24 protein-coding genes and 1 tRNA gene are annotated in these 23,233 nt (G+C 75.4%); 9 read left to right on the top strand and 16 right to left on the bottom strand.

Translation table 11 applies throughout. The annotated features are described in order from the left end of the window. Nucleotides 1-114 precede the first annotated feature (114 nt). Both rsrA and ACI79D_RS12375 read right to left on the bottom strand, forming a co-directional pair. Nucleotides 115-456 carry a mycothiol system anti-sigma-R factor gene (rsrA, locus tag ACI79D_RS12380; protein ID WP_456918712.1) on the bottom strand — a complete coding sequence of 114 codons (342 nt, stop codon included), beginning with the start codon at nt 454-456 and terminating at the stop codon, nt 115-117. Further along, nucleotides 453-1,160, bottom strand: a complete 708-nt coding sequence (locus ACI79D_RS12375; protein ID WP_456918711.1) for a sigma-70 family RNA polymerase sigma factor — start codon at nt 1,158-1,160, stop codon at nt 453-455. Before ACI79D_RS12375 ends, rsrA begins: the two co-directional genes overlap by 4 nt. A 212-nt stretch (nt 1,161-1,372) precedes the next feature. Here ACI79D_RS12375 and ybaK point away from each other — a divergent pair, with 212 nt between their 5' ends. Continuing rightward, complete coding sequence (gene ybaK, locus ACI79D_RS12370; RefSeq protein WP_456918710.1) at nt 1,373-1,846, top strand: Cys-tRNA(Pro) deacylase; 474 nt, start codon at nt 1,373-1,375, stop codon at nt 1,844-1,846. 72 nt (nt 1,847-1,918) lie between these two features. Here the strand turns inward: ybaK and ACI79D_RS12365 are convergent, their stop codons facing one another. Next, complete coding sequence (locus tag ACI79D_RS12365) at nt 1,919-3,469, bottom strand: fused MFS/spermidine synthase (protein ID WP_456918709.1); 1,551 nt, start codon at nt 3,467-3,469, stop codon at nt 1,919-1,921. 1 nt (nt 3,470) lies between these two features. Beyond that, on the bottom strand, nt 3,471-4,217 hold the full coding sequence (locus tag ACI79D_RS12360; RefSeq protein WP_456918708.1) for an SOS response-associated peptidase: 747 nt from the start codon (nt 4,215-4,217) through the stop codon (nt 3,471-3,473). A 177-nt stretch (nt 4,218-4,394) separates the two neighbouring features. Here ACI79D_RS12360 and ACI79D_RS12355 point away from each other — a divergent pair, with 177 nt between their 5' ends. From ACI79D_RS12355 to rsgA, 3 genes are all read left to right on the top strand, one after another. Beyond that, on the top strand, nt 4,395-5,855 hold the full coding sequence (locus ACI79D_RS12355) for an NAD-dependent succinate-semialdehyde dehydrogenase (protein WP_456918707.1): 1,461 nt from the start codon (nt 4,395-4,397) through the stop codon (nt 5,853-5,855). Nucleotides 5,856-5,915: 60 nt separating this feature from the next. After that, complete coding sequence (gene aroA / locus ACI79D_RS12350; protein WP_456918706.1) at nt 5,916-7,184, top strand: 3-phosphoshikimate 1-carboxyvinyltransferase; 1,269 nt, start codon at nt 5,916-5,918, stop codon at nt 7,182-7,184. 157 nt (nt 7,185-7,341) lie between these two features. Then, nucleotides 7,342-8,361: a ribosome small subunit-dependent GTPase A gene (rsgA, locus tag ACI79D_RS12345; protein WP_456918705.1), complete on the top strand. Its 1,020-nt coding sequence runs from the start codon at nt 7,342-7,344 to the stop codon at nt 8,359-8,361. 22 nt (nt 8,362-8,383) lie between these two features. Here the strand turns inward: rsgA and ACI79D_RS12340 are convergent, their stop codons facing one another. Continuing rightward, nucleotides 8,384-9,184, bottom strand: coding sequence for a hypothetical protein (locus ACI79D_RS12340; RefSeq protein ID WP_456918704.1), 801 nt, complete (start codon nt 9,182-9,184; stop codon nt 8,384-8,386). A gap of 151 nt (nt 9,185-9,335) precedes the next feature. After that, nucleotides 9,336-9,872: a DUF2087 domain-containing protein gene (locus ACI79D_RS12335; RefSeq protein ID WP_456918703.1), complete on the bottom strand. Its 537-nt coding sequence runs from the start codon at nt 9,870-9,872 to the stop codon at nt 9,336-9,338. 44 nt (nt 9,873-9,916) lie between these two features. Here ACI79D_RS12335 and ACI79D_RS12330 point away from each other — a divergent pair, with 44 nt between their 5' ends. Continuing rightward, entirely contained in the window at nt 9,917-10,093 is a 177-nt protein-coding gene (locus ACI79D_RS12330; RefSeq protein ID WP_456918702.1) for a DUF2795 domain-containing protein, read from the top strand. A gap of 22 nt (nt 10,094-10,115) precedes the next feature. Continuing rightward, nucleotides 10,116-10,913, top strand: a complete 798-nt coding sequence (gene hisN / locus ACI79D_RS12325; protein WP_456918701.1) for a histidinol-phosphatase — start codon at nt 10,116-10,118, stop codon at nt 10,911-10,913. 97 nt (nt 10,914-11,010) lie between these two features. Here the strand turns inward: hisN and ACI79D_RS12320 are convergent, their stop codons facing one another. From ACI79D_RS12320 to ACI79D_RS12295, 6 genes are all read right to left on the bottom strand, one after another. Continuing rightward, on the bottom strand, nt 11,011-11,208 hold the full coding sequence (locus ACI79D_RS12320) for a hypothetical protein (protein ID WP_456918700.1): 198 nt from the start codon (nt 11,206-11,208) through the stop codon (nt 11,011-11,013). 76 nt (nt 11,209-11,284) lie between these two features. Next, complete coding sequence (locus ACI79D_RS12315) at nt 11,285-12,664, bottom strand: FGGY family carbohydrate kinase (RefSeq protein ID WP_456918699.1); 1,380 nt, start codon at nt 12,662-12,664, stop codon at nt 11,285-11,287. Beyond that, nucleotides 12,661-13,167, bottom strand: a complete 507-nt coding sequence (locus ACI79D_RS12310) for an XdhC family protein (protein ID WP_456918698.1) — start codon at nt 13,165-13,167, stop codon at nt 12,661-12,663. The genes ACI79D_RS12315 and ACI79D_RS12310 overlap by 4 nt, the downstream gene beginning before the upstream one ends. Next, on the bottom strand, nt 13,164-14,180 hold the full coding sequence (locus ACI79D_RS12305; RefSeq protein WP_456918697.1) for an aldo/keto reductase: 1,017 nt from the start codon (nt 14,178-14,180) through the stop codon (nt 13,164-13,166). The genes ACI79D_RS12310 and ACI79D_RS12305 overlap by 4 nt, the downstream gene beginning before the upstream one ends. Before the next feature lie 62 nt (nt 14,181-14,242). Next, nucleotides 14,243-15,436 (bottom strand): cytochrome P450 family protein, encoded by a 1,194-nt coding sequence (locus ACI79D_RS12300; RefSeq protein WP_456918696.1) that lies wholly within the window; start codon nt 15,434-15,436, stop codon nt 14,243-14,245. 88 nt (nt 15,437-15,524) lie between these two features. Beyond that, nucleotides 15,525-16,307, bottom strand: a complete 783-nt coding sequence (locus ACI79D_RS12295) for an aldo/keto reductase (protein ID WP_456918695.1) — start codon at nt 16,305-16,307, stop codon at nt 15,525-15,527. Nucleotides 16,308-16,417: 110 nt separating this feature from the next. Here ACI79D_RS12295 and ACI79D_RS12290 point away from each other — a divergent pair, with 110 nt between their 5' ends. Both ACI79D_RS12290 and ACI79D_RS12285 read left to right on the top strand, forming a co-directional pair. Then, the gene (locus ACI79D_RS12290; RefSeq protein WP_456918694.1) at nt 16,418-17,815 is read left to right on the top strand and encodes a cystathionine beta-synthase; all 1,398 of its coding nucleotides are present in this window, start codon (nt 16,418-16,420) and stop codon (nt 17,813-17,815) included. Between the two features lie 73 nt (nt 17,816-17,888). Next, nucleotides 17,889-19,028 carry a cystathionine gamma-synthase gene (locus ACI79D_RS12285; protein WP_456918693.1) on the top strand — a complete coding sequence of 380 codons (1,140 nt, stop codon included), beginning with the start codon at nt 17,889-17,891 and terminating at the stop codon, nt 19,026-19,028. 49 nt (nt 19,029-19,077) lie between these two features. Here the strand turns inward: ACI79D_RS12285 and ACI79D_RS12280 are convergent, their stop codons facing one another. From ACI79D_RS12280 to ACI79D_RS12270, 3 genes are all read right to left on the bottom strand, one after another. Then, the gene (locus ACI79D_RS12280) at nt 19,078-19,269 is read right to left on the bottom strand and encodes a ferredoxin (protein WP_456918692.1); all 192 of its coding nucleotides are present in this window, start codon (nt 19,267-19,269) and stop codon (nt 19,078-19,080) included. Further along, on the bottom strand, nt 19,269-20,567 hold the full coding sequence (locus ACI79D_RS12275) for a cytochrome P450 (RefSeq protein ID WP_456918691.1): 1,299 nt from the start codon (nt 20,565-20,567) through the stop codon (nt 19,269-19,271). Before ACI79D_RS12275 ends, ACI79D_RS12280 begins: the two co-directional genes overlap by 1 nt. Nucleotides 20,568-20,696: 129 nt before the next feature. Further along, a tRNA-Met gene (locus tag ACI79D_RS12270) sits at nt 20,697-20,770 on the bottom strand. A gap of 103 nt (nt 20,771-20,873) precedes the next feature. Here ACI79D_RS12270 and ACI79D_RS12265 point away from each other — a divergent pair. Further along, complete coding sequence (locus ACI79D_RS12265; RefSeq protein ID WP_456918690.1) at nt 20,874-21,260, top strand: hypothetical protein; 387 nt, start codon at nt 20,874-20,876, stop codon at nt 21,258-21,260. 176 nt (nt 21,261-21,436) lie between these two features. Here the strand turns inward: ACI79D_RS12265 and ACI79D_RS12260 are convergent, their stop codons facing one another. After that, nucleotides 21,437-23,158: an MFS transporter gene (locus ACI79D_RS12260; protein ID WP_456918689.1), complete on the bottom strand. Its 1,722-nt coding sequence runs from the start codon at nt 23,156-23,158 to the stop codon at nt 21,437-21,439. Between the last annotated feature and the right edge of the window lie 75 nt (nt 23,159-23,233).

Genomic DNA, 23,233 nt, shown 5'->3' with positions numbered 1-23,233 from the left:
CGGCGGTGGCCCCGCCCGGCCCCCCCCGGCCCGCCCGGCGGGGGGGGGAGGCGGGGCGCGGGCCCAACCCCCCCCGCCCCCCCCCCCCGCGGGCGGGGGCCCGCTGCTGCGTTCTCAGGCGGTGGGGCTCTCCTGCGTCCGCTCGATGGTGAGCTTCTCGACGCTGACCTGGGTGCCGTCGTCCTCGAAGGAGACGGTCGTCAGCTGCAGCTTGATCCGGTCCCGCAGGCCCGGCGGCGGGGCGTCGCCGCCGCAGCGGCGGCGGACCAGCGCCTTGAACTCCTGCTCGATGCCGAACTGGCGCAGGCACGGCGAGCAGTCCTCGAGGTGCTCGGCGATGACGTCCCGCCGGGCCTCGTCGGTCTCGTGGTCCAGGAACTCGAAGACGTGCGACAGGACGTCGTCACACGAGTTGATCTCGATGGGCTCGCCGGCCCCGCGACCGTCGTCGCTCACGAGTGGCTCGCCTCCTCCCCGGCCCCGGCGCGGACGAAGCCGCGCTCGCGTGCGTAGTCGGCCAGCAGCTTCTGCAGCCCGCGCCGGCCGCGGTGCAGGCGGGACATCACCGTGCCGATGGGCGTGCCCATGATCTCGGCGATCTCCTTGTAGGCGAACCCCTCGACGTCGGCGAGGTAGACCGCCAGGCGGAAGTCCTCGGGCAGCTGCTGCAGGGCCTCCTTGATGTCGGAGTCCGGCAGGTGGTCCAGCGCCTCGATCTCCGCCGACCGCAGGCCGCTGGAGCTGTGCTCCTCGGCGGCGTAGAGCTGCCAGTCCTGCACCTGGTCGGTGGGGTACTGCTGCGGCTGGCGCTGCTTCTTGCGGTAGCTGTTGATGTAGGTGTTGGTCAGGATCCGGTACAGCCAGGCCTTGAGGTTGGTGCCCTCGGCGAACTGGTGGAACGCCGAGTAGGCCTTGACGAAGGTCTCCTGGACGAGGTCCTCGGCGTCGGCCGGGTTGCGGGTCATCCGCAGCGCCGCCGGGTAGAGCTGGTCGAGGTAGGGCAATGCGTCCCGCTCGAACCGGGCGTCGCGCTCGGCACGGGTCTCGGCCACCTCGGTCCGGCTGCCGCCCTCGCGCGCCTCGGGTACCTCCACGGGGGTGACGGCGGCCTGCTCGGCCGACTCCACCTGGGGCGTCTGGTCCGCGGACTCCTCGGGCACCGACCGTCCTCTCTGCGGGCCCCGGACGCGGGACACCGCCTCGGCCGATCCTAGCCGCGCCGCATCGGGGCGGCCCGGGGGACGCCGGTTCCCTGCCCGGTGCCGGGTGCTGGTGGAGAGGGTGCTGCTCACGGCCTGTCCAACGGCACCGGAGCCGGGCTCCATTCCCTGCGCGGCGGGGATCACCGCGGCCCTGGCTAGGCTGCGGCGCCGTGGCGGCGACCCCGGCGGTGCGGGCTCTGGAGAAGGCCCGCGTGGCCCACACCCTGCACCCCTACGACCCCGAACACCCGTCCGACCAGGGCCACGGCGAGGCGGCGGTGGCCGCGCTCGGCGCCGACGCACGGCAGGTGTTCAAGACCCTGGTGGCCCGGGTGGACGGCGTCCTCATGGTGGCCGTCGTCCCCGTCAGCGGCACCCTGGACCTCAAGGCCCTGGCCGCCGCCGCGGGTGGCCGCAAGGCGGCCATGGCCGACCCGGCCGACGCCGAGCGGACGACGGGCTACGTGCTGGGCGGGATCAGCCCGCTGGGGCAGAAGAAGGCGCTGCCGACCGTGGTGGACGAGTCGGCGCTGGCCTTCGAGACGGTCATGGTCAGCGCCGGGAAGCGCGGGCTGCAGGTGGAGCTGGCCCCGGGTGACCTGGTCCGGCTCACGCGGGCGCGCACCGCTCCGATCGGCCGCTGAAGAACGACCCCCTCGGCCCCGTCCCGGGGCCCGCCCTGAGCCTGCGAAGGGTGGGGCGGACGGGGTCCTCCTTCAGGCCGCGGGGCGGTCGTAGGTGGTGAGCAGCTGGTCGACGGGCGCGTGGTCGTCGGTGAGCACCTCGGCGTCCCCGGTGAAACGGACCAGCTCCTCGCCCTGGGCCACCTGCCAGGCGAGGTCTTGCCGGCGCATGGCGCTCTCGATCGCGTCGGCCGGCAGCGGCTGCTGTGAGGCCACCGCGACGACGTTGCCGCCGTCCTCCCCGGCCAGCACGGGCGCGCGGGCCAGCAGCAGCACGTGCGGGAAGACCTCCCGCAGCGTGGCCAGCTCGGCCTTGAGGAAGCCCAGCGGCGGGCGGTCGATGAGGTTGGCGACGTACACGCCGTCGTCGGTCAGGGCGTCGTCGACCAGGCGCAGGGCCTCGACGGTGGTCAGCTGCCAGGGCACCGACAGCCCGCCGAACGCGTCCCCGACGACGACGTCGCGCTGACCCGGTGCCTCGTCGGCCAGCCCGACGCGGGCGTCGGCGACGCGCACCCGCAGCCGGTCGGACTCGGCCAGCCCGAGCTGCTCGCGGTCCATGGCGACCACGCCCGGGTCCACCTCCAGCACCAGGCTCTCGGTGCCCGGCCGGGTCGCTTCCAGGTACCGCGGCAGGGTCAGCCCGCCACCGCCGAGGTGCAGCGCGGACAGCGGCTCCCCCTCCGGCTGCGCTCCCTCGACCACCGCGGCGATCGCCCGGACGTACTCGAACTGCAGGTACGTGGGGTCGGCGAGGTCGACGTAGGAGTGCCGCAGCGTGTCCAGCACCAGCACGCGGCCGGTGTCCCGCTCCGGGTCGGCCACGACGCGCGCGCAGTGGTAGGCGGTCTCGGACTGGCAGGGGGTGGGCGCGACCGCGGCCAGCAGCGTCCCGATGACGGCGAGCAGCAGCAGCGCGACCGGCACCCGGCCGGTCCCGCCGGAGGACCGCCGGCGCAGCAGGACGCCGACGGCCACCCCGACCGCTGCAGTCACGACGCCGGTGCCGACGAGGATGCCGCTGGTCGGGAAGACGGCGATGAGCAGGAAGCCGGTGACGAACGTGGCCGCGATGCCGCCGAGGGTGCCGATGCCCGACAGCCGGCCGACCACCGAGCCGGTCTCCTCCAGGCTGGCCAGCTGCAGCTTGACCACCATGGGCGGTACTGCCGACAGCAGCGCTGCGGGGACGACGACGGCGACCGCGGCCAGCAGCAGCACGCTGCCGGCCTCCGGCCCGGTCAGCCACGACCCGGCGAAGCGCACCAGCGGGAGGACGGCGACGACCAGCGCTCCCCCGGCGACCATGAGCGGCGCCATCATCCGCCGCGGGTCGGCGCGGTCGGCCGCCGCTCCCCCGGACCACGCGCCGACGGCGATCGCGGCCAGCGCGAAGCCGATGACCGCGGTGTTGGTCTGCAGGGTGATCCCGACGTAGGGGGCGATCAGCCGCAGCCCGGCGATCTCCAGCACCAGCACCGCCCCGGAGGACAGGAACGTGACGACGGCGGCCACCCACCCGGGCAGCGCGCCCGGCCGGCTGCCCTGCGCGACCGGCGGCAGCGCCTCCTCGACACCGGCCACGTCAGAAGAGGGCGGGCTGGTCGGCCGGCGGGCTCACCGTGTCGACGCGGGCCTCGAGCTCCGGGCCGTTGTTGTGCACGTTGTTCACGGCGGTGCCCACCGGCCGCAGCTCCAGCCCCTCGACGACCTCCGGCGGGGTCGGGGCGGTCAGCGCGTCGACGTCTTCGCGGGCGGGGTCGAGCCAGTCGGCCCAGCGGTCCCGGGGAAGCACCAGGGGCATCCGCTCGTGGATGTCGGTGAGCGCCCCGACGGCCGGCTCGGTGATGATCGTGCAGGTGTAGAGGCGGTCGTCGCCCTTCCCCCACACCTCCCACAGCCCGGCGAAGGCGAGCACCGAGCCGTCCTGCGGGGTGATGTAGTACGGCTGCTTGCCCGGCTTGTCCAGCCGCTTGGCCCACTCGTACCAGCCGTCGGCGGGCACCAGGCAGCGGCGGGAGCGGGCCGCCGAACGGAACGCCGGCTTCTCGGTCAGCGACTCCACCCGCGCGTTGAGCATCCGGTTGCCGACCGAGGCGTCCTTCGCCCAGGAGGGCACCAGCCCCCAGCGGACGGTGCGCAGCTCGCGGTGCCCTCCGCCGGTGGGGCTGCCCCCGGCGTCGCGCTCCTTCTTGTGCCGCACGACGTAGACGTCCTTGGTCGGGGCGACGTTGTAGTCGGCCGGCAGCGCGGACTGCCCCTCGGCGCGGACCGCCTCGAACTCGAGGACGAGGTCCTCGGGACGGCGGCTGGCGGCGTAGCGGCCACACACGGCGGCGCTCCTCCCTGCGGGCGGACGGCGGGCGGACTGCGGGGCGGCGGCCCGGCGGACCGTGCTCGCGAGCCTAGATCGCCCCTCCGACATCCGGCGTCCCCGGCGCGTGCTGCCAGGGGCGAGGGGTAGGACGGGACCGGACACACCCGAGCACCGCGACGGAGGCACAGAGCAGTGACCACCACCGAGACCACGCCGGCCGGCAAGACCGCCAGCACCACCGGCGACCGGCCGTACGCGACCGTCAACCCGGCCACCGGGCAGACCGAGAAGGAGTTCCCCTTCCTCGACAGCAGCGAGGTGCCCGGCGTCGTCGAGAAGGCGCACGCGGCCTTCCAGGAGTGGCGTCGCCGGCCGGTCGAGGAGCGCGCGTCGATCGTGGGCCGGATCGGCGAGCTGATGACCGAGCGCCGCGACGAGCTGGCCGCGCTCATCACCCGCGAGATGGGCAAGCCGGTCCGCGAGGCCACCGGCGAGACCATGCTGGTCGCCGGCATCTTCGACTACTACGCGAAGAACGGCCCGCGCTTCCTGGAACCCCGGCCGATCGACGTCATGGACGGCGAGGCGGTCGTCGTCAACGAGCCGACCGGCGTCCTCCTCGCCATCGAGCCGTGGAACTTCCCGCTGTACCAGGTCGCCCGCGTCACGGCGCCCAACTTGGTGCTGGGCAACGCGATCCTGCTCAAGCACGCGGAGAACAACCCGCAGACCGCGCTCGCCCTCGAGCAGCTGTTCACCGACGCCGGCGTCCCCGAGGGCGTCTACACCAACCTGTTCCTGCGCATCTCCGACGTCGAGCAGGTCATCGCCCACCCCCACGTGGCCGGCGTGACGCTGACCGGCAGCGACCGGGCGGGCAGCGCCGTGGCCTCCCTGGCCGGCAAGTACCTCAAGAAGTCGGTGCTCGAGCTCGGCGGCAGCGACCCGTTCATCGTGCTGGACGCCCCCGAGGTGCAGCAGACGGTGAAGGCCGCCGCGATGTCCCGGACCATGAACGCCGGCCAGGCGTGCATCGCCGCCAAGCGGTTCATCGTCATGGACGACGTCTACGACGAGTTCGTCAGCGGCCTCGCCGAGGTCTTCTCGGGCCTGCAGCCGGGCGACCCCAGCGACCCGTCCACCCGGCTGGGCCCGCTGTCCTCCGAGCGCGCGGCGGCCGACCTCACCGCCCAGGTGCAGGACGCGATCGACAAGGGCGCGACGGTGCTCGCCGGCGGCGGCCGCCCCGACCGCGAGGGCGCCTACGTGCACGCCACCCTGCTGGCCGACGTCACCCCGGAGATGCGGGCCTACCGCGAGGAGCTGTTCGGCCCGGTCGGCGTCGTCTACCGCGTCTCCAGCGAGGAGGAGGCGGTGCGGCTGGCCAACGACACCCCGTACGGGCTGTCGGCCACGGTGTTCAGCAGCGACGTCGAGCGCGCGCGGAAGGTCGCCGACCAGGTCGACTCCGGGATGGTCTGGATCAACTCGCCGTCCGGGACGTCGCCGGAGCTGCCGTTCGGCGGCGTGAAGAACTCCGGGTACGGCCGCGAGCTCTCCGAGTTGGGCATGTTCGAGTTCGCCAACCGGCGTCTCGTGCGCGTCGCGGGGGCCAAAAAGGCCAAGCCGGCCGACGCCGCGGCCGCGGGCTGAGCGCTCCCCTGCCCTGTCGCGCCGGCCGGCCCGTCGGCGCGACAGGGCAGGATGACCCCCATGCACGAGGTCTGGACGACGCCGCACCGGAGCACGCCGGTGGACGCCGTCGTGGCCCTGCCCGGCTCCAAGTCGCTGACCGCCCGCGCGCTCGTGCTCGCGGCGCTGGCCGACGGCCCCAGCCGGCTGGTGCGCCCGCTGCGGGCGCGCGACACCGAGCTCATGGCCGCGGGGCTGCGGGCGCTGGGCGTCGCGGTCGTCGACGACGGCGAGGACTGGCTGGTCACGCCCGGAGAGCTGCGCGGCCCGGCCGAGGTGGACGCCGGGCTGGCCGGGACGGTGCTGCGCTTCCTGCCGCCGGTCGCCGCGCTGGCCACCGGGCCGGTGCGGCTGGACGGCGACCCGCGGCTGCGCGAGCGCCCCAACGCCGGGCTGCTCGCGGCGCTGCGCGACCTCGGCGTCGACGTCGACGACGGCGGCCGCGGCCGGGCGCCGTTCACCGTGCACGGCACCGGCCGGGTGGGCGGCGGCGCGGTGACCGTGGACGCCGGCGAGTCCTCGCAGATCGTCTCCGGGCTGCTGCTGGCCGCCGCCCGCTTCGACGAGGGCGTCGACCTGGCGCTGGCCGGCGGGCTGCCCTCGATGCCGCACGTGGAGATGACCGTCGAGTCGCTGCGGGAGCACGGCGTCGCGGTGGCCGCCACCGATCGCGGCTGGCGGGTGGCCCCCGGCCCGATCGCCGCCCGCGACGAGGTGCTCGAGCCCGACCTGTCCAACGCCGCCCCCTTCCTCGCGGCGGCACTGGTCACCGGCGGCCGGGTCACCGTGCGCGACTGGCCGGTGCGGACCACCCAGCCCGGCGGGCAGCTGGACGACCTGCTGGGCCGGATGGGGGCGTCGGTGGCCCGGGTGGACGACGGCCTGCAGGTCACCGGGGCCGGCGGCGTCCGGCCACTGGTCGCCGACCTGGGCGAGGTCGGTGAGCTGACCCCCGTGCTGGCCGCGCTGTGCGCGCTGGCCGACGGGCCGTCCCGGCTGACCGGCATCGGCCACCTGCGCGGCCACGAGACCGACCGGCTGCAGGCCCTCGACGACGTGCTCACCGCGGTCGGCGCGGCCGTGGAGCAGCTGCCCGACGGGCTGGTGATCACCCCCGGCCCCCGCCGTCCGGCCCGCCTGGACTCCTACGCCGACCACCGCATGGTCCACGCCGCCGCCGTCCTCGGGCTGGCGATCGACGGCGTGGAGGTGGCCGACCCGGGCGCGGTGAGCAAGACGCTGCCCGACTTCGTCGAGCGGTGGAACGCGATGCTGGGAGTCGAGCGCTGAGCCCCGCGCAGACGACGCGCTCGCGAGCACCGCAGGGAGGTGCCCGCCGCCGACAGGGAGTGGGCATCGCAGCGAGCGCCGGCGAGCGAGGAGCGGAGCGACCGCGGAGGCGGCTGACGGCGTCGACCGAGGAGCGGGACGAGCGCGGAGTCGAGCCGTGAGTCCGCGCAGGAACGACCGCCGGATGGACGAGGACGACGTCCGGGTCCGGCCCAACCCCCGGGGGTCGCGGCCGCGCACGCGCACCCGGCCGGCGCACGGCGACGCCGTCCCGGGGCTGGTCGTCGCCGTCGACCGGGGCCGGATGACGGTGCGGGTCGAGGGGCCCGACGGCGCGCCGGTCGACGTCACCGCGATGCGCGCCCGCGAGCTGGGCCGGCACGGGGTGGTCGTGGGCGACCGGGTCCGCATCGTCGGCGACACCAGCGGCCGGCCGGACACGCTCGCCCGCATCGTGGTCATCGAGGAGCGGACGACGTCGCTGCGGCGCACCGCCGACGACACCGACCCCACCGAGCGGGTGGTGGTGGCCAACGCCGACCTGCTGGTGGTCGTCACCTCGGTGACCGACCCGGACCCGGCCCTGGGCTTCCTGGACCGCTGCCTGGTCGCCGCCTACGCCGGCGGCCTGGAGCCGCTGCTCTGCCTGACCAAGACCGACCTGGCCAGCCCACGGGAGCTGCTGGACCGCTACGCCGGACTCGAGGTGGACGCCGTCCCGATGTCGCGGGAGACGCCGTTGGACGAGCTGCTCGCCCGCCTGGAGGGGCGGATGAGCGTGCTGGTGGGCCAGTCCGGGGTCGGCAAGTCGACCCTGGTGAACCGCCTCGTCCCGGACGCCGACCGGGCCACCGGTGAGGTGACCAAGGTGGGCAAGGGCCGGCACACCTCGTCGTCGGCGGTGCTGCTGGACCTGCCCGGTGGCGGCACCGTGATCGACACCCCCGGCATCCGCTCGTTCGGCCTGGCGCACGTCACCGCCGAGGACGTGGTCGCCGCGTTCGACGACGTCGCCGAGGCCGCCGTCGACTGCCCGCCCGGGTGCGGGCACACCGCCGACGACCCCGACTGCGTGCTGGACGCCTGGGCCGACGCCGGCCCCCCGGCCCGCCGCGAGCGGCTGGCGAGCCTGCGCCGGCTGCTGGACGCCGTCGGCCAGCTCGGCCCCGGCTACTGACGGCCCGGCCGCGGCGGGCGGGCTACTGACGGCCCGGCCGCGGCGGGCCCGGCTGCCATCCCCGGCGGCGGAACAGCCCGCGGCGCGGTTCGGTGAACAGCGCGTCGTCCATCGGCTCGTCGACGGCCTCGATCCGCAGGTCGAGCCCCGGTGTCAGGCGCTCCGGGTCGTCGATCCACACGCAGACGCCGGTGCCGACGTCGAGCCGCACGCGGTACCGCTGGGGGTACTCGGCCAGCACCGCGTCGACCACACCGGCGGCGGCCTCGGCCTCGTCGACGTGCCGCGAGCGCAGCAGGGTGCAGCAGGTGCAGCGCGGGTCGTAGGCCGGCGTCGTCCGGACCAGTGCCTCCCACGCCGGCCGGCCCCCGTGCTCGACCTCGACCACCGCGTCGATCTCGGTGCCGGGGAGGTCCGGCGCCCCGGTGTCGGGGTCGCGGCCGTCGGCGAGCTCGACCGGGTCGAGCATCGCCACCCAGTCGTAGCTCTGGTACATCGGCGCGTCGTAGGAGACGTCGTCGGGACGGCGCGCGACCAGCCCGTCGGACCGGTACGCCGCCGCGGGCCCCTCGGTCGCCCACGGCAGCGTCACGGTGCGGCCCCCGTCGGTGGTGAGCAGCCCGACCTGCTGCCGCTGCTCCCGGACCACCTGCAGGAGCCGCCCGTCGAGGGTCTCCACCCGGAGGAGGTCGGGGCGGCGCAGCCAGGCCCGCAGGGTGTCCGGCCGCCAGGGGTTGCCCGGCCAGCGCACGGCGAACCGCAGCGTCGACCAGCGCCACGGCGACGACCGGGCGAGGGCGCGGAAGGCGTCGGCGTCGGGCACGCCGGCCAGTCTGCTGCCCGCGATCATGGCGCCGCGACCAGGTTTCGGGCCGTTCCCTCTCCCGCGATCATGAAGTCCGGGAAGCGACGCGCCGTGGCGGGTCGGCGTGTCTCGTCCCGGACTTCATGATCACGGCGGGCGGTCGGCGCTCCTACACGTCGACCCAGCCGCCGGTGCGCCAGTACAGCCCCGCCTCGCGGGAGAGCAGCCCCTCGTCGACCAGGTAGCGGCGCAGCGCGGCGGTGTCGGGGTGCCACACGGCCAGCAGCGCGTTCACCTCCCGCTCGGGATAGCGGACGCCGACGTCGAACACCCGCACCAGGTGCTCCAGGACCAGCCGCCGCTTGCTCTGCTGGGCCGGGATGGAGACCAGCCGGCCGTCACGGACGAACGCGGACAGGACGGCGTCCTCGGCGGGGTCGTCGGAGAGCGGCGTGGGCGGCGGCGCGGCCTCCGCGGCGGCACGGGCCGCGGCGCCGAACCGGTCGGTGAGCAGCGCGAGGTCGTGCCGGTCGCGGCGCACCAGGCCGGCGCGGGCCAGCCGGCGGGCGGCGAGGGCGACGTCCTTGAGCGGCAGCCCGGATGCCTCCGCGACCTCCTCGATCGTGCCGGCGCCGAGGGCCAGCGCGGCGACCACCTTCAGGCGGGCCGGGTCGGCCAGCAGCCCGGCGATCGTCGCGGCGTCCACACCGCGACGGTATGCCGCGGCCCGACCGGGGGTAGGCCCGGGACATGGTGAGCCCCATCGACATCCAGAAGGCCCTCAAGGGCATGGACTACCCGGCGACCAAGGACCAGATCCTCGAGCACGCCAAGGGCAGCGACAAGGACGTGCTGGAGGCGCTGCAGAAGATCGAGGACCGCGAGTACGAGGGGCCCAGCGGGGTCAGCTCCGCGGTGTTCGACTGAGCGCCCGCTAGGTTCGGTGCCCATGACACCGGGCCGGGACTACACGGGGGACATGCACCTGGCGCACGTGCTCGCCGACCAGGCGGACGCGATCAGCATGGACCGCTTCCGCGCGCTCGACCTCCAGGTCGACACCAAGCCGGACCTCACGCCGGTCACCGACGCCGACCGGGCGGTCGAGGAGCAGCTGCGGATCACGCTGGCCCGGGCACGCACCCGCGACGCGGTGCTCGGCGAGGAGATGGGCGTGACCGGCCACGGGCCGCGGCGCTGGGTGCTCGACCCGATCGACGGGACGAAGAACTTCGTCCGCGGCGTGCCGGTGTGGGCGACGCTGATCGCCCTGTTCGACGGCGACGAGCCGGTGGTGGGGCTGGTCTCCGCCCCGGCCCTCAACCGCCGCTGGTGGGCGGCCAAGGGCGTGGGGGCCTGGACCGGCCGGCGGCTGGAGTCGGCCACCCGCTGCACCGTGTCGAAGGTCGGTGCACTCGGTGACGCGAGCCTGAGCTACTCGAGCCTGTCGGGCTGGGAGGAGCGCGGCCTGCTCGGCGGCTTCCTCGACCTGACCCGGTCGGTGTGGCGGACCCGCGCCTACGGCGACTTCTGGAGCTACGTGCTGCTGGCGGAGGGCGCGGTCGACGTCGCCTGCGAGCCGGAGGTCTCGCTGTGGGACCTCGCCGCGCTCGACGTCATCGTGCGGGAGGCCGGCGGCCGGTTCACCGACCTCTCCGGCGTCCCGGGCCCGGCGGGCGGCAGCGCCCTGGCGACCAACGGCGCGCTGCACGACGCGGCGCTGGAGCTGCTCCACCCGCGCGGCTGAACGGCCTCGGCCGGGCCCGCACGGGCCCGGCCGAGGACGGCCCCCTGCAGGGCCCCGCCGCGAGCTTGCGAGCGGTGGGGGGGCAGGGGGTCCTTTCTCAGTGGCCGGTGCCCCACCCGCGGTCGGTGGTGCCCGACCCGCGGCCGCTCTGGAACCGCCGGCGGGCCTCGTCGATCTTCGCCCGGGTCTTCGGGTCCTTGGCGAACTGCTGGGCCTTCTCCGTGAACTGCGCGATCGTCCGCTTGCCCTGCGGGGTGTTGGCGTACTGGGTGAGCTTGGTGAACAACGACGCCATGCCGCTATCGCCTCCTCGGCCTCCGATGTGGACTCGTCCGGTCAACGGTGCCCGCGATCGCGCGGTTCCACACCGCTCACGCTCCACGCCAGCGGTCGCGGGCCGCGCGCAGCTCCGGCGAGCGGCGCGGCTCGACGGCCGACCCCGTCTCCGGGCGGGCGAGCACCTCGGTGCCGGTCCCCCGGCCGGCGAGCAGCGCAGCGCCGACCGCCGACGCGCTGCGGAGCGCGACGGTGCGCACCGGCTCCCCGAGGACGTCGGCGAGCAGTTGCGCGACGACCGGCGCGCGCCCCCCGCCCCCGGTCAGGACCACCGGACCGCGGCCCCCGAGCAGGTCGGCCGCCGCCCCCACCGCGAACACGACGCCCTCCACGGCGGCGCGGGCGAGGTCCGCGCGGGTCGTGCCCGCGGATAGACCGGTCCAGCTGCCCCGGTCGGTCCGACCGGCCACGCCGCCGCGCTCGCCGGTGAGGAACGGCCGGAAGGCCACTCCCCCGGCGCCCACCGGCGCACCCGCCGCCGCCTCGAACAGCTCGGCGCTGCTCAGCCCGAGGACGCCGCACACCCACGACCAGGCCAGCCCGCCGTTCTGCAGCGCGGCCATCGCGTACCAGCCGCCCTCGACGTCGGCGTAGCAGTGCACCGGCGGGTCGTCGGCCGGCGCCGGCACCGCACCGGGCCGCAGCACCTGCGCGCCGGTGCCCAGGTTGACCTGCCGGGCGCTCCCCGTCCCGGCCGCGAGCAGGGCCAGCGGCGTGTCCGCGCCGCCCACGACCACCGGCACCTCCCCGACCGGGAGGCGGGCCTCCCCCACCACCTCCGCCGACGGGCGCACGGCGGGCAGCAGCGCCGGGTCGATGCCGGCGGCCCGCGCGGCCGGCGTCGACCAGGTGTCGGCGACGACGTCCCACAGCAGGGTCCCGGAGGCGTCGCTGCGGTCGGTGACCCGCGGGTCGGCGTCGGGCACCAGGCTGCTGCGCAGCGCGTCCTTGGGCAGCAGCACCGCGGCCGCCCGCCGCACCACGCCGGGGTCGTGCGCGGCCAGCCAGGCCAGCACCGGCCCGGTCATGCCGGGCACCAGCGGGTTGGCCAGCGCCGCCCGGTCGTCGTCCGGCAGCGCGCGCCAGCGGGCCACCTCGTCGACGGCGCGGGCGTCCGGCCAGAGCACCGCCGGCCTCAGGGGCCGCCCGGCGGCGTCGGCCAGGACGGTGCCGTGCATCTGCCCGGACAGGCCCAGGCCGCCGATCCGGCGGCCGGCCAGCGCCGGGATCACCTGGGCCAGGGCGTCGTCGAAGGCCCGGCGCCAGGCGACCGGGTGGGTCTCGGCCCACCCGGGCCGGGGCCGGTCCAGCGGGTACCCGGCCTCGCCCTCGGCGAGCACGGTGCCGTCGGGGTCGAGGACGACGAGCTTGAGCCCGCTCGTGCCGAGGTCGGCGCCGAGCAGGACGCCGGTCACCGGGGTGCGTGCGCGAACCCGCCGGTGCGGCCGTTGCGGTCGGCCAGCAGCCCGGCCAGCGTGCTCACCGCGATCTCGGCGGGGGTCCGCGAGCCGATGTCCAGGCCGATCGGCCGGTGCACCCGCGCGACCTCCTCCGGTGGCACCCCGAGGGCGGCCAGCGCCGCGACGTGCGGCCCCTCGTGCCGCGGGTTGCCCATCACCCCCACCCAGCGGACCGGCCGGGCCAGCGCGTCGCGCAGCACCTCCCCCAGCTCGGGGCGGTGGTGGTCGGTGACGACGACGTCGGCGTCGGCGAGGTCGCCGTCCAGCTCGGCGAAGGCGGTGACGTCGGCCCCGCGCGCGGGGTCGGGGTCGAGCAGGACGGCGCGGAAGCCCAGGTCGGGAGCCCACCGGCCGAGCACCTCGGCGACCGGCGAGGCGAAGACGGCGACGAGGGTCCGCCCGGTGACCTCGGGGGACGGCGCGCCGTGGGCCACTCCGCAGTTCGGGTCGGCGCTCATGCCGCGCCCCGCTCCGGGCTGTCGCCGTAGGCGTAGGACGCGTCGGCGTACCGGCTGCCCTCGGCCACCCCCGGCGGGGCGATCGCCGACAGCCGGGCCAGCTCGTCGTCCGACAGCTCGACGGCGGCCGCGCCGGCGTTCTCCTCCAGGTAGGCCCGCCGCTTCGTGCCGGGGATCGGGACGACGTCCTCGCCCTGCGCCAGCACCCACGCCAGGGCCAGCTGACCGGCCGTGCAGCCCTTGGCCTCCGCCAGCGCCCGGACGGCGTCGACCAGCCGCAGGTTGGCGGCGAAGGCGTCCCCGGTGAAGCGCGGGTGGCCGCGCCGGAAGTCGTCGGCGGCGAAGTCCTCGGGGCTCCTGATCGCCCCGGTGAGGAAGCCGCGGCCCAGCGGGCTGAACGGCACGATGCCGATCCCGTGCTCGCGGGCGACGCCCAGGACCTCCCCCTCGAGGTCGCGCGTCCACAGCGACCACTCGCTCTGCAGCGCGGCGATGGGGTGGACGGCGACGGCGCGGCGGATGGAGGCGGCCGACGCCTCCGACAGCCCCAGGTGCCGGACCTTGCCCTGCTGCACCAGCTCGGCCATCGCCCCGACGGTGTCCTCGATCGGCACCCGGGGGTCGACCCGGTGCTGGTAGTAGAGGTCGATCACGTCGACGCGCAGCCGGCGCAGGCTGGCCTCGGCGCAGGCCCGCACGTTCTCCGGGCGGCCGTCGATCGCCATGCCGCCGTCCCGGCGGGACAGCGAGAACTTGGTGGCCAGCTGGACCTCGTCGCGCCGCCCGACGATCGCCTCGCCGACCAGCTCCTCGTTGTGCCCGTCGCCGTAGACGTCGGAGGTGTCGAGGAAGGTGACGCCGAGGTCCAGCGCCCGGTGGACGGTGGCGATCGACTCGTCGCGGTCGGCGGCGCCGTAGCTCTGGCTCATCCCCATGCAGCCGAGGCCGAGGGAGGAGACGACCAGGCCGTCGCGGCCGAGCGTGCGGGTACCGACAGGTGGGTTCGAGGTCACCCCCGCATCCTCGCGCCGCGGGTTCGACGGCCGCCACCGGCCGGCCCCGGACGGCGGTCCCGCTACGCCAGCAGCACCGGCAGCCGCTCCAGGCCGTGGACGATGACACTGCGCCGGTGGCGCAGCTGCTCCAGGGGCACCGCCAGGCGCAGGCCGGGGAACCGGTCGAGCAGCGCCCGCAGGGCCACCTCCCCCTCCAGGCGCGCCAGCGGGGCACCCAGGCAGTAGTGCAGCCCGTGACCGAAGGCCAGGTGCCCACCGGCGTCGCGGTCGGGGTCGAGCAGCTCGGGCCGGTCGAAGCGGTCCGGGTCCCGGTTGGCCGCGCCCACCGACAGCGTCACCACCGACCCCGCGGGGATGGTTGTGCCCGAGTACTCGACGTCCTCGGCGGCGAAGCGGAGCGGGGCGTTGTGCACGGGGCCGTCCCAGCGCAGGAACTCCTCGACCGCCGCGGGGACCCGCTCCGGGTCGGCGAGCAGGTGCTCGCGCAGCGCGGCGTCGGTGGCGACGCCCAGCACCGCGTTGCCGATGAGGTTGGCCGTGGTCTCGTGGCCGGCGATGAGCAGCAGCACGCCCATCGCGACGACCTCCTCGGTGCTGAGCTGGTCGCCGGCCTCGGAGACCTCGACCAGGGCCGAGACGAGGGCGCCGTCCGGGGCCCGCCGCTTGGTCTCGACGAGGGCGTACAGGTACTCCGCCAGTCCCCGGGTGGCCTGCTGCTCGTCGACGTCGTCGTGGTCGTCGACCAGCGCCCGCGACCAGGCCCCGAAGGCGTCGCGGTCGGTGTCGGGCACCCCGAGCAGCTCGCAGATCACGGCCATGGGCAGCGGCACCGCGTAGCCGGCCAGCAGGTCGACCGGCTCCCCGGTGGGCAGCGCGTCGAGCAGGCCGGCGGCCAGGGCCTCGATGCGCGGCCGCAGCTCGGCGGTGCGCCGCGGGGTGAAGGCCCGGGCGACCAGCCGGCGCAGCCGGGTGTGGTCCGGCGGGTCGAGCAGGATCATCATCGAGCCGAACGGGCCGGGCAGGCGCGGGGCCTGCGCGCGGACCTTCGGCGGCAGGGTGGCCCGGTGGTCCTTGACCAGCCGGGGATCGGTGAACGCCGCGCGCACGTCGTCGTAGCGGGTGACCAGCCACGTGGTGCCGCCCCGCGGCAGCGCCACCTCGCGCACCGGGGCCTGCGCGCGCAGCCGCTCGTAGGCCGGGTAGGGGTCCCGCCAGAACGAGCCCTCGAACACCGAGTCGTCGACCGCCGTCACCTCGGGCCCCCCTGCCTCCGCCGGCTCACCGGCCCAGCGTCGGGGCCGCCGACCCCGGCGGCAAGACGGAACGGGGGTGTCGGGTCGCTCACCCCCGCGACAGGCGGTCGATCCGGCGCACCTCGTCGTCGGTCAGGGAGAAGCCCCCGATCGCCAGGTTGGCGCGGATCCGCTCCGGGGTGGCCGACTTGGGGATGACCACGACGCCGTGCTCCACGTGCCAGCGCAGCACCACCTGCGCCGGGGTGACGCCGTGGGCGTCGGCGACCTCGCGCAGCACCGGGTCCCCGAGGTCGGTGTTCTTGAACGGGCTGTAGCCCTCGAGGACGACGTCCCGCTCCCGGTGCCCGGCCTCGACCTGCGCGTCGTACCTGGCCGGCGCCCAGCTGACCTGGTTGACCTGCGGCGTCACCCCGGTCGCCTGCGTCAGCCGGTCGACCTGCTCGAGGGAGTAGTTGCTGACCCCGATCGCGCGGGTGCGGCCGGCCTCGCGGGCGGCGACGAACCGCTCCCACACGCCCTCGCCCGCGCCGCCGGGCGGCCAGTGGATCAACCACAGGTCGACGGCGTCCACCCCGAGCGCGTCCAGCGACGCCGCCAGGGTCCGGTCGGGGCGGCCGGCCTCGCGGGGCGGCAGCTTGGTGGTCACGAAGACCTCGTCCCGGTCGACGCCGGAGTCGCGCAGCGCCCGCCCGACCTCGGCCTCGTTGCGGTACATCGTCGCGGTGTCCAGGTGCCGGTAGCCGGCGTCCAGGGCGGTGCGGACGGCGTCGTAGCAGGTCGGCCCGGTCAGCTGCCAGGTGCCGAACCCGAGCAGCGGCATGCGGCCGCCGCCGGCGAGCGGCACCGCGGGGACGGCGGTCTCGGTCATGCCGGGCCGGTGCCCGCCATCGCGCCCGACGACACCCCGCGCGGGCGCCTCCCGTCTGGTGGGATGGACGGCGACGGGCCGGCGACCGGCCGGCCGCCTGGGAGGGCCCCGTGCACTACGCCGAGTCCGTCGTCGACCTGGTCGGCAACACCCCGCTCGTGCGGCTGACCTCCGTCACCCGGGACCTGGGGCCGGACGCGCCGCTGGTGCTGGCCAAGGTCGAGTACCTCAACCCCGGCGGGTCGGTGAAGGACCGGATCGCCGTCCGCATGGTCGACGCCGCCGAGGCCAGCGGAGCGCTGCGCCCGGGCGGCACCATCGTGGAGCCGACCAGCGGCAACACCGGCATCGGCCTGGCCCTGGTCGCCCAGCAGCGCGGCTACCGCTGCGTCTTCGTCTGCCCGGACAAGGTCGGCCAGGAGAAGATCAACGTGCTCAAGGCCTACGGGGCCGAGGTGCACGTGTGCCCCACCGCCGTCGACCCGGCCGACCCGCGCTCGTACTACTCGGTGTCCGACCGGCTGGCCCGCGAGCTGCCCGGCGGGTGGAAGCCCGACCAGTACTCCAACCCGGCCAACCCGCAGTCGCACTACGAGACCACCGGCCCGGAGATCTGGGCGCAGACCGAGGGCCGGGTCACCTGCTTCGTCACCGGCGTCGGCACCGGCGGGACGATCAGCGGCACCGGCCGCTACCTCAAGGAGGCCTCCGGAGGGCGGGTGCGGGTGGTGGGCGCCGACCCCGAGGGCTCGGTCTACTCCGGCGGCACCGGCCGGCCCTACCTGGTGGAGGGCGTCGGCGAGGACTTCTGGCCACCCGCCTACGACCGCACCGTCGCCGACGAGATCATCGCCGTCAGCGACGCGGAGTCCTTCGCGATGACCCGCCGGCTGGCCCGTGAGGAGGGGATGCTCGTCGGCGGCTCGTGCGGGATGGCGGTCGTCGCCGCGCTGCGCGCCGCCGAGCGGCTGACGGCGGACGACGTCCTCGTCGTCCTGCTGCCCGACGGCGGCCGCGGCTACCTGAACAAGATCTTCAACGACGAGTGGATGGCCGACTACGGCTTCCTCGAGGAGTCCGGCGGGGAGAGCGTCGGCGAGCTGCTCGCCGCGAAGTCCGGCGCCACTCCCCAGCTGGTGCACACCCACCCCAACGAGACGGTCCGCGAGGCGATCGACATCCTCCGCGAGTACGGCGTCAGCCAGCTGCCCGTCGTGCGGGCCGAGCCGCCGGTGACCGCCGGCGAGGTGGTGGGGTCGGTGTCGGAGAAGGCGCTGCTCGACGCGCTGTTCGCCGGGCGGGCGAGCCTGTCCGACCGGGTCGAGCGGCACATGTCCCGGCCGCTGCCGATCATCGGCTCCGGCGAGCCGGTGAGCGCCGCGGTGGCCGCCCTCGGCGAGGCCGACGCGCTGCTGGTGCACGAGGACGGCAAGCCGGCGGGTGTGGTCACCCGCCAGGACGTGCTCGGCCACCTGGCGGGGCTCGCGCCTACGGTCGGGGCACAGTGACCGAGCTCGCGAGGTCACCGATGACAGAGCCGGCGCCGGTCTCGGAGCCGACGAGCGCCAGCGAGGAGGCCCTGTGACCGGCTTCAACACCCGCGCCATCCACGCCGGGCAGGACCCGGACCCCGCGACCGGTGCGGTGATCGTCCCGGTGCACCTGACGACGACCTACAAGCAGGACGGCGTCGGCGGGCTGCGCGGGGGCTACGAGTACAGCCGCAGCGGCAACCCGACCCGGACGGCGCTGCAGGAGGCCCTGGCCGCGCTCGAGCAGGGCCGGCACGGGCTGGCCTTCGCCTCCGGCCTGGCCGCCGAGGACACCCTGCTGCGGACGGTCTGCGAACCGGGCAGCCACGTCGTGCTGGGCGGGGACGCCTACGGCGGCACCTTCCGACTCATCTCGAAGGTCGCCTCGCGCTGGGGGGTGGAGCACACGCCGGCCGACCTCAACGACGTCGACGCGCTGCGGGCGGCGATCCGGCCCACGACGCGGGTGGTCTGGTGCGAGACGCCGACCAACCCGCTGCTCAACATCGCCGACATCGCGCTGCTGGCCGAGGTCGCGCACGAGGCCGGGGCGCTGCTCGTCGTCGACAACACCTTCGCCTCGCCCTACCTGCAGCAGCCGCTGACGCTCGGGGCGGACGTCGTCGTGCACTCCACGACCAAGTACCTCGGCGGGCACTCCGACGTCGTCGGCGGCGCGCTCGTGGTCGGGGACGACGCCGACCTCGCCGAGCGGCTGGCCTTCCACCACAACGCGATGGGCGCCGTGGCCGGCCCGTTCGACTCCTGGCTGGTGCTGCGCGGCATCAAGACCCTCGGCGTCCGGATGGACCGGCACCAGGCCAACGCCGCCCGGGTCGCGGAGTTCCTGCTCGGCTCCGACGCCGTCACCTCCGTGCTCTACCCGGGGCTGCCGGACCACCCCGGCCACGACATCGCCGCGAAGCAGATGTCCGGTTTCGGCGGGATGCTGTCGTTCCGGCTGGCCGGCGGGGAGGACGCCGCCCTGCGGGTGTGCGAGCGGGCGCGGGTGTTCACCCTCGCGGAGTCCCTCGGCGGCGTGGAGTCGCTCATCGAACACCCGGCGCGGATGACCCACGCGAGCGCCGCCGGCTCGCCGCTGGAGGTGCCCGGCGACCTGGTGCGCCTGTCGGTCGGCATCGAGGACGTCGAGGACCTCCTGGCCGACCTGGAGCAGGCGCTCGGCTGAACGGAGTGCGGCAGTGCAGGGGACCTGGACTGCCGCACCCCGCTGCGACTCAGTCGGCCAGGGAGAGCGCCTGGGTCGGGCACTGGGCGACGGCGTCCCGGACGGCGGCGAGCTGGTCGGCGCCCGGCTCCGGCCGCAGCAGCGTGACCACGCCGTCGTCCCCGACCTCGAACACCTCCGGGGCCAGCAGCTCGCACGTGCCGGAGCCGACGCAGCGCTCGAGGTCGACGACCACCCGCATCACGCCACCCCCGTCAGCCGGGCCGGCAGCCGCTTGAGGCCGTTGACGAACGAGGAGCGCAGCCGGTCCGGCGGTCCGTCGACCGCCAGGTCGGGCAGCTGGTCGAACAGCGCCCGGAAGGTCACCGCGATCTCCCGGCGGGCCAGGTGCGCGCCCAGGCAGAAGTGCGGCCCCCGCGACCCGAACCCGACGTGCGGGTTGGGGTCGCGGGCGAGGTCGAGGACCTCCGGGTCGCCGAAGACGGCGGGGTCCCGGTTGGCGGCGGCGTAGAACAGCAGGAACTTGTCCCCGGCGGTGAACCGGTGGCCGTTGACCTCGCCGTCCCGGGTGGCGGTGCGCCGCATCCAGGTGACCGGGCTGGTCCAGCGCACCACCTCCTCGACGGCGGTGCGGTCCAGCCCGGGGTCGGCCATCCAGCGGGCGCGCTGCTCCGGGTGCTCGGCGAGGGCCAGGACGCCCTGGGAGATGGCGTTGCGGGTGGTCTCGTTGCCGGCGACGAGCAGCAGGATGAAGAACGAGGCGATCTCCTGGTGCGAGAGCCGCTCACCGTCCACCTCGGTGGTGACCAGGGCCGTGGTGAGGTCCTCGCGGGGGTCGGTCAGCCGCTCGGCGGCCAGCCGCTCCATGAGGGCGGCCAGCTCCATGCCGGCGGTGAGGAACGCGGTGAGCGTGTCCTCCTCGTTCTCGATGAGCTCGGGGTCCCCGCCGGAGAGGATGACGTTGGACCGCGAGAGCACCCCGGGCCGGTCCTCCTCGGGGATCCCCATCATGTCGCAGATGACCTGCAGCGGGATCGGCGCGGCGAGGTCGGCGACGACGTCGATCCGCCCGTCGGAGGCCTCCGCCGTCCGCCGGGCCCGGTCCAGGACGTCGTCGACCACGGCGCGCACCGAGTCCACGGTCCGCTCGAGCATGCGCGGGGTGAACGCCTTGGACACGATGCGGCGGATCTTGGCGTGCCGAGGGTCGTCCATGCTGATCAGCGAGCCGTAGAACTCGTTGAGGTCGGCCGGGATGTCCTGGATGGACACCGCTCCCCTGCCCGAGCAGAACACGGCCGGCTGCGAGCTGATCGCCTCGACGTCGGCGTAGCGGGTCACCGCCCAGTAGCCCGGGCCGGCCGGCAGCATCGGGATCTCCGGCTCGGCGTAGAAGGCGAACGGCCGCTCCCGGCGCAGCGCAGCGAAGGCGGCGTACCGCTCGGCCGGCGGGCGCAGCCACCAGTCGCGGTCGGAGAGGTCCAGGGCGTCGAGGTCGATGTGGGCGGGGTCGACGGTGTCCGGTGCGGTGGCCTCCACGGTTCCGGGTCCTCCCCTGCGAACGGTCAGCAGTGACCGGTCACGCTAGAGAGGAGGCACCGGAACGCACAACACGGTCGCGGGACGACGGAGGGCCCGGCCACCGTGGTGGCCGGGCCCTCCGAGGAGTAGCGGGGACAGGATTCGAACCTGTGACCTCTGGGTTATGAGCCCAGCGAGCTACCGAGCTGCTCCACCCCGCGTCGCACCTCCACCATACACGGCTCTCCCGGAGCCGCCGCGGGGCCCCGGTCGCTCGCGCGCGCCTCACGCTCCGTGCGGCTCTCGCGACCTACAGTCTCGCCCGTGGCGGAGGTGGCGACGAGCAGCTTCGTCGGCGACCCGCAGCCGGTGGAGGTCTTCCACGCCGGCGCCTGGTTCCCCGGCGAGCTCCTGGGCTGGCGGTTCGACGAGACGGGGACCTGCCGCGTGCGGGTCCGCTGCGTGGTGGGCGGTCTCCGGCACACCGCCTGGACCGACCTGGCCCACCTGCGGCTGCCGACGGCCGACGTCCCGCCCCCGGCGGACGACGTCCCGAATCCCCCCGCCGCCGTCCCCCACCCGCGGCCCACCACGGCGGACGAGGACACCGGACGGCACCCGCTGCTGATCGACTGGGGCCGGCACGAGCAGGCAGCGCCGCTCCCCCGGCCGCGCCGCTCCGGCCTCGTGGACTGGCTCAGCGCCACCTGACCGGTTGCGCCCCCGCGAGGCGCGGCGTTCCCGCCACAGGTCCCGCCGGCGGTCGCGGTGGTCCTCGACGACGCCGGGCTCTCGCTGGACGTCCGATGCCTGGTCGGCCGGCCGCGTCGCGTCGTCGGCCGGCTCAGCGGGCTCGGGGTCGGCACTCCTCCCCGTCACGTGCCTCGTCATCGTCGGTGCCGGCCGCCGCGGTGGCGCGGCTCGGCGGAAGTGCCCGGCTCCTCAGGGGTACGCGGCTCAGGGACGTCCGCAGTCGCCGGGTGCCCCCCGGGACCGGCAGGTGGAACCACGGCCGGGGAGCCCTCGGCCGCGGCGGCCGCCGGGGAGCTCTCGGCGCGGTAGCTCGCCAGCAGCCGGCGCTCCTCGTCCCGCCGCGGGAAGCGCAGGAACACCAGCGCTGCGCCGAGCAGCACGGCGACGATCCCGGCCAGGTACGCCCACTGGTCGCCCTGCAGGAAGGCGGTCCGGGCCGCGGCCACGATGTGGTCGGCCTGTGCGGGGTACCGCTGCGCGGTGTCCGCGGCGCTGGCGAAGGACTTGGTCAACTCGTTCTGCACGCTGCCGGCGACAGCCGCACCGGACGCGCTGAGCTCGGCGGCGGCCGCCGCGGCGTAACCGGCGGTGAGCAGCGCGCCGAAGACCGACTGCATGATCGCCCCGCCGAGGTCCCGCTGCAGGTCGGCGGTACCCGACGCCATACCGACGCGGTGCACCGGCACCGATCCCGTCAGCGAGTGCGACGCCGGGGTGCCGGCCAGACCGACGCCGATCCCGATCACGGCGTAGCCGAGCCCCACCCGCCAGTAGCCGGCGTCCTCGCCCCACAGCAGCAGCATCACGAGGAAGCCGAGCAGCACGAAGGTGTAGCCGCACAGCAGCGTGAACCGGGCGCCGTGCGACTCCACGAGCGCCGCCGAGCGCGGTGCGACCAGCACCATCAGCGCCGCGGCGGGCAGGATGGCCAGCCCGGCCTCGAGGGTGGAGTAGCCGAGCACGTTCTGCAGGTACTGCTGGCCGATGAACATGGCGCCCATCAGCGAGCCGAAGACGATCACCCCGGCGCACGCGGCCACCCAGAAGGTCGGCCGGGCGGCCACCGCCAGGTCATACAGCGGTTCGCGCGCGCGGCGCTGCCGGACGACGAACGCCACCAGCGTGACCAGCGCGATCGCGGCGAGCGCGAGCGTCAGCGGAACCGCACTCGGCACCGGCGCGAAGTTGATCGACAGGATCAGCGAACCCACGAGCACCAGCGACAGCAGCCCGCCGAGGTTGTCGACCGCGCCGGTCGCCTCGTTGACGTGCGCCGGCACCAGGACCCACGCCATGCCGACGGCGAGCACGGCCAGGGGCAGGGTGAGGAGGAAGACCGACCCCCACCAGAAGGAGTCGAGCAGCAGCCCGGAGCAGACCGGGCCGAGCGCCGCGATCGCGCCCCCGACGCCGGACCACAGGGCGATCGCCTTCGTCCGGCCGGGACCGGTCCACAGCGCGGTGACCAGCGCCAGCGTCGTCGGGAAGGCCATACCGGCTGACAGGCCGCCGCCCAGCCGCGCCAGGAACAGCACCCCGTCGCTGGGCGCGTAGGCCGCCAGCAGCGACATCGGGACGGCGAGGGCGGTGCCCGAGAGGAGCATCAGCTTGCGGCCGTACCGGTCGCCCAGCGCGCCCAGCCACAGCACCGAGCAGGCCAGGCCCAGCGAGTAGCCGACCGCGATCAGGTCCAGCGCCGTCTGGCCGGAGTCGAACTGCCGGCCGATCGACGGCAGCGCCACGTTGGCCACCGAGAGGTTCAGGTTGGCCACCGCGGCCACGAGGATCAGCGAGACGAGGACCAGTCCGGCCCGCCGGGGTGCGGTGCCCGTCTCGGGTGGGGTGGCAGCGGCCATCCCGGCACGCTCGCCCTGACTGCGCCGTCCGGCATCACCCGGACCGGACGACGGACGTCCGGTGACCGGACGCAG

The organism is Geodermatophilus sp. SYSU D00708 (assembly GCF_054050115.1).
This window is presented reverse-complemented; position numbering and strand designations above follow the sequence as displayed.